13 protein-coding genes are annotated in these 15,232 nt (G+C 44.8%); 1 reads left to right on the top strand and 12 read right to left on the bottom strand.

The window, feature by feature from the left end:
• Nucleotides 1-30: 30 nt before the first annotated feature.
• Nucleotides 31-2,589, top strand: coding sequence for a DNA mismatch repair protein MutS (gene mutS / locus VTAP4600_RS00500; RefSeq protein WP_102521005.1), 2,559 nt, complete (start codon nt 31-33; stop codon nt 2,587-2,589).
• Between the two features lie 76 nt (nt 2,590-2,665).
• On the opposite strand, the gene rpoS is transcribed toward mutS, so the two are convergent.
• From rpoS to relA, 12 genes are all read right to left on the bottom strand, one after another.
• The gene (gene rpoS, locus VTAP4600_RS00495) at nt 2,666-3,646 is read right to left on the bottom strand and encodes an RNA polymerase sigma factor RpoS (RefSeq protein ID WP_102521004.1); all 981 of its coding nucleotides are present in this window, start codon (nt 3,644-3,646) and stop codon (nt 2,666-2,668) included.
• A gap of 73 nt (nt 3,647-3,719) precedes the next feature.
• Nucleotides 3,720-4,730 carry a peptidoglycan DD-metalloendopeptidase family protein gene (locus tag VTAP4600_RS00490; RefSeq protein WP_102521003.1) on the bottom strand — a complete coding sequence of 337 codons (1,011 nt, stop codon included), beginning with the start codon at nt 4,728-4,730 and terminating at the stop codon, nt 3,720-3,722.
• Nucleotides 4,731-4,740: 10 nt separating this feature from the next.
• Nucleotides 4,741-5,367, bottom strand: a complete 627-nt coding sequence (locus tag VTAP4600_RS00485) for a protein-L-isoaspartate(D-aspartate) O-methyltransferase (RefSeq protein ID WP_102523840.1) — start codon at nt 5,365-5,367, stop codon at nt 4,741-4,743.
• The gene (gene surE / locus VTAP4600_RS00480; RefSeq protein WP_102521002.1) at nt 5,367-6,113 is read right to left on the bottom strand and encodes a 5'/3'-nucleotidase SurE; all 747 of its coding nucleotides are present in this window, start codon (nt 6,111-6,113) and stop codon (nt 5,367-5,369) included. The genes VTAP4600_RS00485 and surE overlap by 1 nt, the downstream gene beginning before the upstream one ends.
• A gap of 12 nt (nt 6,114-6,125) precedes the next feature.
• Complete coding sequence (gene truD, locus VTAP4600_RS00475) at nt 6,126-7,175, bottom strand: tRNA pseudouridine(13) synthase TruD (protein ID WP_102521001.1); 1,050 nt, start codon at nt 7,173-7,175, stop codon at nt 6,126-6,128.
• 4 nt (nt 7,176-7,179) lie between these two features.
• Nucleotides 7,180-7,656: a 2-C-methyl-D-erythritol 2,4-cyclodiphosphate synthase gene (gene ispF, locus VTAP4600_RS00470; RefSeq protein ID WP_102521000.1), complete on the bottom strand. Its 477-nt coding sequence runs from the start codon at nt 7,654-7,656 to the stop codon at nt 7,180-7,182.
• 2 nt (nt 7,657-7,658) lie between these two features.
• Nucleotides 7,659-8,381 carry a 2-C-methyl-D-erythritol 4-phosphate cytidylyltransferase gene (ispD, locus tag VTAP4600_RS00465; protein ID WP_102520999.1) on the bottom strand — a complete coding sequence of 241 codons (723 nt, stop codon included), beginning with the start codon at nt 8,379-8,381 and terminating at the stop codon, nt 7,659-7,661.
• A gap of 23 nt (nt 8,382-8,404) precedes the next feature.
• Nucleotides 8,405-8,692, bottom strand: a complete 288-nt coding sequence (gene ftsB / locus VTAP4600_RS00460) for a cell division protein FtsB (RefSeq protein ID WP_102520998.1) — start codon at nt 8,690-8,692, stop codon at nt 8,405-8,407.
• Nucleotides 8,693-8,853: 161 nt separating this feature from the next.
• Nucleotides 8,854-10,155, bottom strand: a complete 1,302-nt coding sequence (eno, locus tag VTAP4600_RS00455) for a phosphopyruvate hydratase (RefSeq protein WP_102520997.1) — start codon at nt 10,153-10,155, stop codon at nt 8,854-8,856.
• 78 nt (nt 10,156-10,233) lie between these two features.
• Nucleotides 10,234-11,871 (bottom strand): CTP synthase, encoded by a 1,638-nt coding sequence (locus VTAP4600_RS00450; RefSeq protein WP_102520996.1) that lies wholly within the window; start codon nt 11,869-11,871, stop codon nt 10,234-10,236.
• A gap of 209 nt (nt 11,872-12,080) precedes the next feature.
• Nucleotides 12,081-12,884: a nucleoside triphosphate pyrophosphohydrolase gene (gene mazG, locus VTAP4600_RS00445; protein WP_102520995.1), complete on the bottom strand. Its 804-nt coding sequence runs from the start codon at nt 12,882-12,884 to the stop codon at nt 12,081-12,083.
• 85 nt (nt 12,885-12,969) lie between these two features.
• Nucleotides 12,970-15,192, bottom strand: coding sequence for a GTP diphosphokinase (gene relA, locus VTAP4600_RS00440; protein ID WP_102520994.1), 2,223 nt, complete (start codon nt 15,190-15,192; stop codon nt 12,970-12,972).
• Between the last annotated feature and the right edge of the window lie 40 nt (nt 15,193-15,232).

Here is a 15,232-nt window from a genome sequence, read left to right as displayed (position 1 = left end):
TAAACGAAAGCAGTTACTAAGGTCATCAAAGTGAAAGCAGATCAAAAACACACACCCATGATGCAGCAATACCATAGACTCAAAGCAGAAAACCCCGATATTCTGCTTTTTTATCGTATGGGTGACTTTTACGAGCTATTTTATGATGATGCCAAACGTGCCTCTCAATTACTTGAGATTTCGTTAACTAAACGCGGCTCTTCAGCAGGTGAACCGATACCAATGGCAGGCGTGCCTTTTCATGCCGTTGAAGGCTATCTGGCTAAGCTTGTTCAGCTCGGAGAGTCCATTGCGATTTGTGAGCAAATTGGCGACCCTGCGACCAGTAAAGGCCCAGTAGAACGCCAAGTGGTACGCATCGTAACACCGGGGACGGTTACGGATGAAGCTTTGCTATCAGAGCGTGTTGACAACCTCATTGCCGCTATTTATCACCACAACGATAAGTTTGGCTACGCAACGTTAGATATTACCTCGGGCCGTTTCCAGCTGACCGAACCAGAAACAGAAGAATCGATGGCCGCGGAGCTTCAACGTACAGCGCCAAGAGAACTACTTTTCTCTGAAGATTTTGAGCCTGTTCATTTGATGGCGAACCGAAATGGTAATCGTCGTCGCCCAGTTTGGGAATTCGAACTAGATACCGCTAAACAACAACTAAACCAACAATTCGGAACCAAAGATCTGGTTGGTTTTGGCGTTGAAAATGCCAAGCTTGGTTTATGTGCTGCTGGCTGTTTGATTCAATACGTTAAAGATACTCAGCGTACCGCTCTGCCCCATATTCGCTCATTAACGATTGATCGCCAAGATCACTCAGTGATCTTAGATGCCGCCACTCGACGTAACCTAGAATTAACGCAAAACTTGGCGGGCGGATACGATAATACTCTGGCTGAGGTACTCGATCACACAGCAACCGCAATGGGTAGCCGCATGCTCAAGCGTTGGTTACATCAACCAATGCGTACTTTAGATACCTTAGATCAACGTCTGGATGTGATCACCGAACTAAAAGAGTCCGCTTTATTCGACACACTGCAACCGACCTTGAAGCAAATTGGCGATATTGAGCGGATCTTAGCTCGCCTTGCGCTTCGTTCTGCAAGGCCACGAGATCTTGCGCGTTTACGCCACGCTATGCAGCAATTACCTGAGTTGCATCAAGACCTCGAATCTGCCACTCAGCCGTATTTGAAAAAGCTTCGTCAATTCATCGCACCATCAGACGAGGTTTGCCATTTATTAGAACGAGCGATAAAAGAGAATCCTCCGGTCGTTATTCGGGATGGTGGCGTACTTGCCGAAGGGTACAACGCAGAACTTGATGAATGGCGAGCACTGGCCGAGGGCGCTACCGAGTTTTTAACTAAGCTTGAACAAGAAGAACGCGAACGCCATGGCATAGATACACTAAAAGTAGGTTACAACAACGTGCATGGCTTCTTTATCCAAGTCAGTCGCGGCCAAAGCCACCTTGTACCGCCTCATTATGTGCGCAGACAAACCCTAAAAAATGCTGAACGCTACATCATTCCAGAGCTCAAAGAACACGAAGACAAAGTGCTCAGTTCAAAATCCAAAGCGTTGGCTATTGAAAAACAACTGTGGGAAGAACTGTTCGATCTGTTGCTACCACACCTAGAGCAGCTACAAAATCTCGCCTCTGCGGTTTCACAAATTGATGTATTACAAAACTTGGCAGAAAGGGCTGAAAGTCTAGACTACTGTCGTCCAACGCTAACAGAAGAACCGGGCATACACATTCAAGCCGGTCGCCACCCAGTGGTCGAAAAGGTAATGGATGAACCATTTATCGCAAACCCGATTGAATTGCATCCAAAGCGTAAAATGTTGATTGTTACGGGCCCTAACATGGGTGGTAAATCGACTTACATGCGTCAAACTGCTCTTATTGCACTGATGGCTCACATTGGTTGTTATGTGCCTGCAGAGTCAGCCACCATTGGCTCGATAGATCGCATATTTACGCGTATTGGCGCTTCTGATGATCTCGCCTCTGGCCGCTCAACTTTCATGGTTGAAATGACGGAAACAGCCAATATTCTCCATAACGCCACAGCGAAAAGCTTAGTCTTAATGGATGAGATTGGACGAGGCACCAGCACTTATGATGGCCTTTCTTTGGCTTGGGCAAGTGCAGAATGGCTAGCGAACCAAATTAGTGCCATGACTTTGTTTGCTACGCACTATTTTGAGTTAACCGAGCTGCCTAACCAAATAGCAGGCTTAGCCAATGTTCATCTCGATGCGGTAGAACACGGTGATACCATTGCATTCATGCACGCGGTTCAAGAAGGTGCGGCAAGTAAATCTTACGGCCTGGCCGTTGCAAGCCTTGCTGGTGTACCCAAAACCGTCATTAAAAATGCTCGAGGCAAGCTAACCCAGCTAGAGCAATTAAGCGTCAGTGATAGTTCAATTCCTAGTGAAGTTGATATTGCTAATCAATTGAGCTTGATCCCAGAGCCCAGTGAAGTGGAATTGGCATTAGGCAGCATTAATCCAGACGATCTTAGTCCACGCCAAGCGCTAGAAGCTTTGTATAGACTGAAGAAACTCTTGTAATCAGCGACGACAATTAAGCACAAAAAAAGGCGCTGTAATTTCTTACAGCGCCTTTGTTGATCTTAAGCGATCTTATCTAATCATTTTCTACATTAAAAAGTGATTCCATATTAAGGCCTTGCTTAATCAGGATCTCTCTTAGGCGACGTAAGCCTTCTACTTGAATTTGACGAACGCGTTCACGCGTCAGGTTAATTTCTCGTCCCACCTCTTCCAATGTTGAAGGCTCATAACCCAGCAAACCAAATCGGCGTGCGAGCACTTCTTTTTGCTTTGGATTTAGCTCGTCTAGCCAATCAATGAGTGAAGACTTGATGTCGTCATCTTGGGTGCACACTTCCGGATCAGAATTGTGTATATCAGGGATGATATCCAGTAGTGCTTTTTCGCTTTCACCACCAATCGGTGTATCGACAGAACTCACACGCTCATTGAGACGAAGCATTTTACTGACATCTTCTACAGGTTTATCCAGTTTGTGCGCGATTTCTTCTGCTGTTGGCTCATGATCAAGTTTCTGAGAGAGCTCACGTGCTGTTCGTAAGTAGATGTTTAGTTCTTTCACAACATGAATAGGTAAACGAATGGTGCGAGTTTGGTTCATCAACGCACGTTCAATCGTTTGGCGAATCCACCAAGTTGCGTAAGTAGAGAAACGGAAACCACGTTCAGGATCGAACTTTTCAACCGCACGGATCAACCCGAGGTTACCTTCTTCAATCAGATCCAAGAGCGCCAAACCACGATTGCCGTAACGGCGAGATATTTTAACAACCAAACGTAAATTACTTTCGATCATACGTTTGCGAGCTGCTTCGTCACCACGCAGGGCACGACGAGCATATAGAACTTCTTCTTCGGCGGTTAGGAGCGGTGAAAAACCAATTTCTCCAAGATATAGTTGAGTGGCATCTAAGCTTTTTGCTGTTACTTCAAATTCTTCTTTTTGCTTAGGTGTGCTTTTTGGCTTCGAAGCTGCTTTTACAGGTGATTGTTCCTTCTCAACTGCATTAATATCAAACGATTCTTCGGCTTTTACTGCATTGCTGATACTCATAGTGCCTCCCCCTGGCGAGTTAGCAAGACATTACTACTTAATATGTCGCTATCAATGTCGCTTTCTTTGATTATTAAGGTAAGTAGCGATTTGGATTCACCGACTTTCCTTGGTATCGGATTTCGAAATGTAAACGGACTCCATTTGCACCAGAACTTCCCATGGTCGCAATTTTTTGCCCAGCTTTAACACTCTGTCCTTCTTTTACTAGCAATCGTTCATTATGTGCATATGCGCTTAAGTAACTGTCGTTATGTTTTACGATAACTAGGTTCCCATAACCTCTAAGAGCATTGCCTGAATAAACGACTGTTCCGTTAGCAGTAGATACGATTGATTGGCCACGCTGACCTGCAATGTCGATCCCTTTATTGCCCTGATCTCCTGCTGAGAACCCTTTAATGATTCGACCTTTAGTTGGCCATAACCATTTAGAAACTTTAGTATTTTTTGTTATTGTCTTTGGTTCAGATTTTGCAACATTCTGTTTACCTTTAACTTCAACATACTCCTTTGATTTCGATTGATCAACCGCTTTTGTCGATTCTTTTTTGGCCGTTTTTTGAGTTGCATTAGCAACCCCTGATGCTTTCTGGGCTGACGAAGGTTTAGAATTTTTACTCGAATCTAAACTTTTTGTTGAAGTGGAGGATGCGCTAGCCGTTGCAGTTGCAGACGCTGTGGTCGCAGATGAGGTCGTTTTCGCTTTAGTAGCCGCAGCTTTTGTTTTAGTCGCCGAAATGGTAGAAACTGGAGCTGGGGAGCTTCCAGAATCACCGTAACTTGGTGCCACGTAAGATGGTGTCCACAAGCGAAGCTTCTGACCAGGGTGAATTGTGTACGGCGCTTTTAGGCGATTATAAGAAATGATTTTTTTTACATCTTTGCCGGTCATGTAGGCAATAAAGTAAAGGGTGTCACCTTTTTCAACTTCATAAAAACTGCCGTGATAACTGCCTTTATCAACAGTATCGTATCCTTTCTTATTCAAGTTTGTCACAGGCGCAGGGGTATGCGCTGCACACCCAGACAGCACCACAATGGCAGCACATTGAACAAAAACAGTTTTTAGCTTAAGTGACACAACCAATCCTTTACGCAAGATCACCCGCAACCAATGGAACAAAACGTACCATCTCGATGACACTCGATTCAAAATGATCTCCGACCCTTTGAATCTTCATCAGTGCCTGTTGATCTTCACCAACAGGAATAACAAGTCGCCCACCATCACTCAATTGATTAAGGAGAGCATCCGGTATTGACGCCGCAGCCGCTGTTACAATAATGGCATCAAACGGAGCCTTCGCTTCCCAACCCTGCCATCCATCACCGTGTTTAGTGGATACGTTATAAATATCAAGTTGCTTTAAGCGACGTTTAGCGTCCCATTGCAACGACTTAATACGCTCAATAGAATATACATGTTCCACCAACTGAGCGAGCACAGCCGTCTGGTAGCCCGACCCAGTTCCAACTTCTAAAACTTTACTTTGAACGGTCAGATCAAGCAATTCAGTCATTTTACCGACAATATAAGGCTGAGAAATCGTCTGTCCCGCACCAATTGGCAACGCGTTATTGTCGTATGCCTGATGCATCATTGCTTCAGAAAGAAACCGTTCTCGAGGCAATTGACGAATCGCCTCAAGTACATTCTGATCACGAATGCCACTTTCAACTAGAAAGTTAATCAACTTTTCAGCTTGTGGGTTATGTATCACAGCTCACCTTCAATCCATTTCTTCATAACAGGCAACGATTCATGAGCCGTTAAGTCTACCAAAATAGGGGTAATCGAGACATGACCGGCTTCTATCGCATGAAAATCAGTCCCTTGCCCTGCATCTTGACGAGGCCCTGGAGGCCCTAACCAATATATATCATGACCACGAGGGTCTTGATGCTTGATCATATCGGTTGCGTGATGACGGGCTCCTAATCGAGTAACCGATGTACCTTTTAATGCTTCATACGGCACATCTGGAACATTCACGTTAATCAGGCGATTGGTTGGAATGGGAGATTGACGATGCTTTTCGATCAAATTACGAACGACAACCGCAGCGGTATCAAAATTCGTTTGTCCAACTAATGACACCGCAATGGATGGGACACCTAAAAAGTGCCCTTCCATCGCGGCAGCTACTGTACCGGAATACAAAACATCGTCACCTAAGTTGGCACCATGGTTTATTCCAGAAACAACAAGGTCAGGAGCTTGGCCTTTAAGTAATTCATTAAGCGCGTAGTGAACGCAATCTGTCGGGGTTCCTTGAACTGAAAAAATGTTATCTTCAAGTTCAATAATACGTAACGGATTATCCAGCGATAATGAATTTGATGCACCTGAACGGTTTCGATCAGGCGCGACGATGATGATCTCAGCGATATCCGATAGATGTTTGGCCAACGTCTTAATACCAAGCGCATGCACCCCATCATCATTACTCAATAAAATCTTCATGCTCATGATTCCTTAATTATCGTAGTGACGCTCAACTTCAATCTCTTCAACTAGCTCGCGAACAATCGCGGTAGCAAAACAACCTGATGACAACGAAAATGTTAACGTGACTTCATCGCCATTAGCCGTCCAGTTGAAGTCTTGAGGTTTTAAACTGATGTCTCGGCGCTCATGACGCATACGATTACCACGAATCAACGCCATTAGATCAGGCTCGCTATCCACAACGGCTTGCTCTATCGCCAATGCTGCCAACTGCGTTGGTAAGGCGTTATCTCCAGCCAGTGCGGCCGTTAGCTGACCTTCACCGTTAGTGATTAGAGATTGGATTGCATCAAGGTTAGATTCATCAATTGCCGTCAGTTGACCGTTTTCTTTTACTAAGTCACCAGGAAGTAATTGATCGAATGCTTTTGCTTCAATACGAGCAGACAAGATATGGTTAAAAATCCAAGAACGAGCGGCCGAAAGATACAAGCTGCGTTTGTTTTGGTTACGCGTGCGGACATTTTCACGCCCCCAACGCCGTGCTTCCGACACGTTGTTGCCCTCGTTACCAAATCGTTGCGCACCGAAGTAGTTGGGTACACCTTGCAATTTGATCTGTTCAAGTCGTGCAAGCACACTGTCAATGTCCGTCACTTCTGATAACGTCACTTCGAACTCATTACCAATAAGATCCCCTGGACGAAGTTTCTTATTGTGACGATCTGTTGCCAGAATCTTAATTGATGGATATTGCTGTAAAAACGCAGTGAAGTCTGGCATCTCGCCTTTTGGCAAGTGCACACTCAACCATTGTTCAGTCACAGCATGGCGATCTTTTAAACCAGCCCAACTTACGTCTTTTGATTTCACATCACACGCTTTCGCCAGCTCATTTGCTACAAAACTGGTATTTTCACCGGTCTTTTGGATGCGCACCATTAAATGCTCACCACTGCCTGTAAACTCAAAACCTAAATCTTCTTTAACCACAAAATGTTCAGGTTTTGCTTTCAGTTTTGCACGTGCGGTCGGCTTACCCAATTGATAAGCAAATGGAGCTAAAATATCAGTCATGGTGTTACTTCTTAGTTATGAGTACAACCGCTTCACAAGCGATGCCTTCTTTACGGCCAGTAAAGCCCAGTTTTTCAGTGGTTGTTGCTTTGACATTGACGTTGCCAAGATCGGTTTCTAAATCTTGTGCAATACACTGACACATCGCTTCGATATGTGGTGCCATCTTTGGTGCTTGCGCCATTATGGTGACATCTGCGTTACCAATGATATAACCTTTTTCTTTCACAAAGCGATAAACCTCTCTTAAGAGAGCACGGCTATCTGCGCCCTTCCATTTATCGTCAGTATCTGGGAAATGGCGGCCAATATCGCCTTCGGCTATTGCGCCTAGCAGTGCATCAGATAGTGCGTGCAATGCGACATCACCATCAGAGTGAGCAATTAAACCTTGCTCATAAGGAATAGCGACACCACCAATAATAACCGGTCCTTCGCCACCAAATTTGTGTACATCAAAGCCGTGTCCAATACGAATCATGGTCATTCCTTATTAAGATTTTTCTGTAAATAGAACTCAGCTAAGGCCAAATCTTCAGGCTGAGTTACTTTAATATTGTCGGCTCTTCCGCTAACCAACAATGGGGATAATCCAATCCACTCCATTGCTGATGCTTCGTCCGTAATGGTAACACCTTGCTCCAACGCGGAACTTAGCGCCTGTTTCAGTGCAGCTCGGCGGAACATTTGAGGGGTAAGTGCATGCCATAAGTCGGCACGTTCCACCGTTTCACCTATTTGTTTGTTCCCATTGCCACGCTTCATGGTATCTCGTACCGGAGACGCCAAAATGCCACCCACTTCGTGAGTCAAGCAGCTTGAAATCAGCTTATCGATGTCATCTACTGCAAGGCATGGCCTCGCAGCATCATGCACCATTACCCATTGATACTCCGAGTGGTAGGTATCAAGATAATTTAAGCCAGAAAGAACGGAATCCGCTCGCTCACTGCCGCCTGCTACTCTTACGACCCTTGCATCACTGGCCATCGGTAGTTCGGCAAAATACGGGTCATCATCACCGACTGCGATAACAATTTTGTCCATACGCGGGTGCTGCAATAAACACGCGATGGTGTGTTCTAAAATGGTAACGCCATGAAGGGTCAAATACTGCTTCGGCACAGACGCTTGCATCCGGCTACCCACGCCAGCGGCAGGCACAATCACAGCGATTCTTTCTTGATTTATGGTGTTATCTAACATGGATATTGGGCACTATTCGGAGGTTATTTGGACGGCGCATCGTCGCCGATTATACGGTAAAAGGTTTCATCCTCTTTCACCATACCAAGCTGGTGACGGGCTCTCTCTTCAATAGCATCGAGTCCTTGACGTAAGTCGTCAATCTCTGCGTACATTTCATCGTTACGCTGCTTAAGTTTCGCGTTTACGCCTTCTTGGATCACGATATCCCCTTGAACCTTGGCTAAATCAGCCTCGCCGTTTTTACCAAACCACACATTGTATTGCAGTATTGCCACCAGCGTTAAAAGTCCAAAAGCAAAAACTCGCATGTATGCTCACCAAGAAAAAAATAATAACCGCATATATACCATATTCAGACGGTTAGGGCGAAAAGAAAGCATTCGCAGGGCTCACTAAAGTACAGGTAAAAAAATGCCCCGCACTAGGCGGGGCATTCAAAGCTTTATGCTAAGTCTAATTCAATTAAGAATTAAGCTTGGCCTTTAACTTCTTTAAGACCGTTGAAAGGTGCGCGCTCACCTAGAGCTTCTTCGATGCGAAGAAGTTGGTTGTACTTAGCAACACGGTCAGAACGGCTCATAGAACCCGTTTTGATTTGACCTGCAGCAGTACCAACCGCTAGATCAGCGATAGTTGCATCTTCAGTTTCGCCAGAACGGTGAGAGATAACTGCAGTGAAGCCAGCGTCTTTAGCCATCTTGATTGCAGCTAGAGTCTCTGTAAGTGAACCGATTTGGTTGAACTTGATAAGGATCGAGTTAGTAATACCTTCAGAGATACCACGAGCAAGAATCTTAGTGTTTGTAACGAATAGATCGTCACCAACTAGTTGAAGCTTGTCACCTAGCAGTTCAGTTTGGTGCTTGAAGCCAGCCCAATCTGATTCGTCAAGACCGTCTTCGATAGATACGATTGGGTATTGGTTAGCAAGGTCTTGAAGGTAGAAGTTAAATTCTTCAGAAGTGAAGATTTTGCCTTCGCCTTTCATGTTGTACTTGCCAGTTTCTTTGTCGTAAAACTCAGAAGCAGCACAGTCCATAGCAAGAGTGATGTCTTTGCCTAGCTCGTAACCAGCAGCTTCTACTGCTTCTTTGATTGCAGCTAGTGCAGCAGCGTTAGACTCAAGGTTAGGAGCGAAGCCACCTTCATCACCAACTGCAGTGCTTAGGCCTTTCGCCTTAAGAACTTTAGCTAGGTTGTGGAATACTTCAGCGCCGATACGTAGAGCTTCTTTAAGCGTTTTCGCGCCAACTGGCTGAATCATGAACTCTTGGATGTCAACGTTGTTATCAGCGTGCTCGCCACCGTTGATGATGTTCATCATTGGAAGAGGCATAGAGAACTGACCAGCAGTACCGTTTAGCTCAGCAATGTGCTCGAATAAAGGCATGCCTTTAGCCGCTGCAGCTGCTTTAGCATTCGCTAGAGAAACAGCAAGGATTGCGTTAGCACCGAACTTAGATTTGTTTTCAGTACCATCTAGGTCGATCATCACTTGGTCAACGTCAGCTTGTGCTTTCGCATCTTTACCAGCTAGTGCTTCAGCGATTGGGCCGTTTACAGCTTCAATTGCTTTAAGAACACCTTTACCTAGGAAACGTGATTTGTCGCCGTCACGTAGCTCAAGAGCTTCACGTGAACCAGTAGATGCGCCAGAAGGAGCAGCTGCCATACCGACGAAACCGCCTTCTAGGTGAACTTCAGCTTCTACAGTTGGGTTACCACGTGAATCGATGATTTCGCGACCTAGAACTTTAACGATCTTAGACATTAATGTTTCCTCTCGTTGAATTTAAATGTCAAAACTAAAGGGGCTGCTCTACCTTGAACAGCGCCCATATCCTTTTACTTAATCTTGCTCGCCTTTCTGGTATTCACCAGCAGCTTTAACGAATCCTGAGAACAATGGGTGTCCGTCACGAGGAGTCGAAGTAAATTCTGGGTGGAATTGCGCTGCGACAAACCATGGGTGAGCAGGGTTTTCGATAACTTCTACAAGTTTTTTATCCGCTGACAAACCAGACACTTTAAGGCCTGCTTTCTCTAGTTTCGGACGAAGTACGTTGTTGACTTCATAACGGTGGCGATGACGTTCATGGATCGTCGTGCTGCCGTATAGTTCATGTGCTTTAGTCCCTTTCTCTAGGTGACAAAGCTGTGAACCAAGACGCATAGTACCACCTAAATCTGATGTTTCGGTACGTTCTTCAACTTTACCTTCACCGTCGATCCATTCAGTGATTAAACCAACCACTGGGTACTTCGAGTCTTTATTAAATTCTGTTGAATGCGCATCTTTCATGCCAACGACATTACGTGCGTATTCAATTAGCGCTACTTGCATGCCTAAACAAATACCTAAGTATGGTACTTTGTTTTCACGTGCAAATTTAGCCGCAAGGATCTTGCCTTCTACACCACGGTCGCCAAAGCCACCTGGTACTAGAATCGCATCCAAACCTGCAAGCATTTCGTCGCCTTTAGACTCTACATCTTGTGAATCTACATATTTTATTGTGACGCTAAGACGATTTTTCAAGCCTGCATGTTTTAATGCTTCGTTAACTGACTTATATGCATCTGGTAACTCGATGTATTTACCGACCATACCAATGGTCACTTCGCCCGTTGGGTTAGCTTCTTCGTAAATAACTTGTTCCCACTCTGATAGGTCCGCTTCAGGAGCATCAATACCAAAACGTTGACAAACTAGGTCATCAATACCTTGTGCTTTAATCAATTGAGGGATTTTGTAGATAGAATCTACATCCTTCATTGAGATAACGGCTTTTTCTTGAACATTACAGAAAAGAGCAATCTTCTTACGCTCGTTCGCAGGGATAACACGATCACTACGACAAACTAAGATATCTGGTTGGATACCGATAGAGAGCAATTCTTTAACTGAGTGCTGAGTCGGTTTGGTTTTCACTTCACCTGCGGCTGCTAGGTAAGGAACCAAAGTAAGGTGCATGAACATTGCGCGTTCACGGCCTAATTCAACTGCTAGCTGACGAATCGCTTCCATAAATGGCAGAGACTCGATATCACCAACCGTGCCACCAACTTCAACGAGAGCAACATCATGGCCTTCAGCGCCAGAAATCACACGTTCTTTGATTGAGTTAGTAATGTGTGGGATAACCTGAATAGTTGCACCAAGGTAATCACCACGACGTTCGTTACGTAGAACGTCAGCATAAACACGACCTGCAGTGAAGTTGTTACGCTTAGTCATCTTGGTACGAATAAAACGTTCGTAGTGACCAAGGTCAAGGTCTGTTTCAGCGCCATCTTCCGTGACGAACACCTCACCATGTTGAGTTGGGCTCATTGTGCCTGGGTCAACGTTGATGTAAGGATCAAGCTTCATCATGGTAACTTTAAGACCACGAGCTTCTAAAATGGCTGCTAGCGATGCCGCTGCAATACCTTTACCTAGAGAGGATACAACCCCGCCAGTAACAAAAATATAATTTGTCGTCATGTTTAACCTGAAATTGGTTGAATGAGGGAAATAGATTACTTCTGGACGGGATGTGAATATACCAGAAGCCCCTTATCGCCACAACGTGAAATCTATCACACTGTGATCTTTTATTTTTTGCTTCAAATCAAATCTAGCGACTCAAATCATTCTAATTGAAAATGAATTGAGTCACTATTAACTCGTTTCAATCCTAAGTTGTTGATAGTTTAATTTTTAGCTCGTTCTTGCCGCTTAACTTCATTCCACATTTCGTCTAGCTCATTAAGATCAAAGTCTGTTAACTGCTTACTTTGCAATCTGACCTGATCTTCGATGCCATTAAACCTTCGCGTAAATTTAATATTCGCTTTATTTAAGGCTGACTCAGGGTTTTTACCCAAATGTCTGGCTAAATTCACCGTGGCAAAAAGTAAATCACCCAACTCCGCTTCAATATTCTCTTCATTGGGTGTGACTTGAAGTGCTTCTTCGACCACTTCATCGATTTCTTCTTTTACTTTATCCACTACAGGTCCCAAGGCCGCCCAATCAAAGCCATATTTTGCGACTTTTTTCTGGATCTTGTTGGCTTTGCTGAGTGCAGGCAGCGAGCTTGGAATTGAGTCTAGAACACTTTTATCCGTTTTTCCTTGCCGTTTTTTTTCATTAATTTTTTCTTTTTCCCAGTTGGCATTAATTTCTTCATCATTCTCAAATTTGATATCAGAAAAAACATGCGGATGACGACGTGTCAGCTTTTCATTGAGCCCAGAAACCACATCATCAAAGGTAAATAGCCCCTGCTCTTTCGCCATTTGACTGTAGAAGATCACTTGAAAGAGTAAATCTCCTAGCTCTTCTTGTAGATTAGGCCAATCACGATTGTGAATTGCATCGACCACTTCATACGTTTCTTCAATCGTGTGCGGAACGATGCTGTCGAACGTTTGTTGTTTATCCCACGGGCACCCTTTTTCATCGTCACGTAGGGTGGCCATTATAGAAAGAAGCGTTTCGATATTGTTTTTCATAATACTCTCTAACAAAACGCCGCCATTGAGGCGGCGATATTAAATAATCATCACGGATGCGGATTAACGGCTTACGCTAGGCTGGTTATCCCAATCGATTGACTGACATAACGTCCTTAACTTGTTCAAGTCGTGTAATCAATCTAGAGAGCACCTCAACATTGGTCACTTCTAAGTTGAAATCCATCACCGACATCTGACGCTTGTAATCAATGCGACTATTCATGCTCGATACTTTCACTTTTTCACTGGTGAACAAGGCGGTAATGTCTTTAAGTAAGCCATTACGTTCTAATGCTTCAACTCTGAGTGTCAAAATATAAGAACCAACAAAACCACTGCCCCAAACGGTATCAATGATACGTTCTGGCGCGTGCAAATTCAGTTCGCTAAGCTGCTCACAGTCACTACGGTGGACTGAAATACCACGACCTTGAGTGATATAGCCCTTGATTGGGTCGCCGGGGATCGGCTGGCAACAACGAGCAAGGTGCGTCATCAGATTATCAACCCCTTCTACCACAACCGCATCTTTACGAGGTCGACTTTGTACGGCAGGTTTGTCTTGTGATTCTTGCAGCTTCTCTAGCGCTTGCTTATCTTCTTCTTCGGCAGTTGGTTTATTAACTAAGGCGTTAATATGGTTAACCACTTGGTTAATTCTTAAATCACCACTGCCAATGCCTGCGAACAGCTCATCGGGCGTATTAACGTTAAATCGCTTGAGAGCATACTGCTCAGCATCTTTAAACGTCGCCCCAATCTTCGCTAATTCTACTTCTAGAATATCTCGCCCTGCCTCGAGGTTTTTCTCTCGGCTTTGCGCTCTAAACCATGCGTTAATTTTTGCGCGTGCGCGGCCGGAATGAACAAACCCAAGTGATGGATTTAACCAATCACGAGAAGGGTTAGGCTCTTTTTGGGTGATAATTTCAACTTGATCGCCCATGGCCAATTTATGGGTAAACGGAACGATTCTTCCTGCGACTTTGGTACCAATACAACGGTGGCCAACCATTGAATGAATATGGTAGGCAAAATCGAGCGGCGTTGCGCCCATCGGTAAATCAACGACATCGCCACGCGGGGTAAAGGCATACACACGGTCATCAAATACTTGGCTGCGCAGCTCATCAAGCATTTCGCCTGAGTCTGACATTTCTTCTTGCCAATCAAGTAACTTACGTAGCCAGGTAATTTTTTCATCGTAGCCAGAACGAGCCGTTGAGGCACCTTCTTTATACTTCCAGTGCGCAGCAACTCCAAGTTCAGACTCTTCATGCATCTGCTTGGTACGAATTTGGATCTCTATGGTTTTTCCTTCCGGCCCAAGGATCACCGTATGTATCGACTGATAGCCGTTCGGTTTTGGGTTCGCTACATAGTCATCAAATTCGCTTGGTAAATGCTTGTACTTAGTATGTACCACACCTAAAGCGGCATAACAGTCTTGCAATTGGTCGGCAATAATACGTACAGCTCGAACATCAAAAAGCTCATCGAATGCGAGGCTCTTCTTCTGCATTTTTCGCCAGATGCTGTAAATGTGCTTAGGCCTGCCGCTCACTTCAGCATTGATACTGAAGGTGTCCATTTCTGAAGAGAGGTCGGTGACGAAGTCTTCAATGTACTGCTCGCGAACAATACGGCGCTCTGACAGCTGTTTGGCTATTTGCTTATAAGTCGAAGATTGTTGATAGCGAAAGGCGTAATCTTCAATCTCCCACTTAAGTTGGCCTATGCCTAAACGATTAGCCAAAGGCGCGTAAATGTTAGCGCATTCTTTTGCCGCCGCTTGGCGCACTTCATCACTTTCATCTTTCACTTCACGCAGGTTACAAATACGCTCAGCCAGTTTAATAACGACACAGCGGAAGTCATCAACCATCGCCAACAACATGCGACGCACATTATCGACTTGAGAAGAGGCTCCCGAGCCGTCTAGTGTTGCGTTGAGTTGGCCGATCGCCGCCATTTCCTCGACACCATCAATCATTTTAACGATTTCACTGCCATGCTTCTCAGCGAGCAGTTCTCGGTCGTAAACCTTGGCAATAACTAAAGGAAATAACTGCGCAGCGATCAGTGTCGGCTTATCCATGGATAACGTAGTGAGAATCTCGATCATTTCTCGACCACGCCACAATAGCAGCTCAGCATCTTCATGCCCCTCTAGCAGCAATTCACACTGCTGGTAGACATCCACTAATTTACGGCTGGTTTTGCTGTCTTGATTTAAGCTGACAACCCAGTTTTCTAACTCAAACTCTGTATCTGTAGTTAAGTGCGCGCTGCGTACTGCGACCATGTTTCTTTCCTAGTTTCTAGCAACAGACTAATAGACCACT

This window comes from Vibrio tapetis subsp. tapetis, from assembly GCF_900233005.1.
GTDB classification, from domain to species: Bacteria; Pseudomonadota; Gammaproteobacteria; order Enterobacterales; family Vibrionaceae; genus Vibrio; species Vibrio tapetis.
The sequence above is the reverse complement of the archived record's forward strand: the minus strand, read 5'-3'. Positions and strand labels throughout refer to the sequence as shown.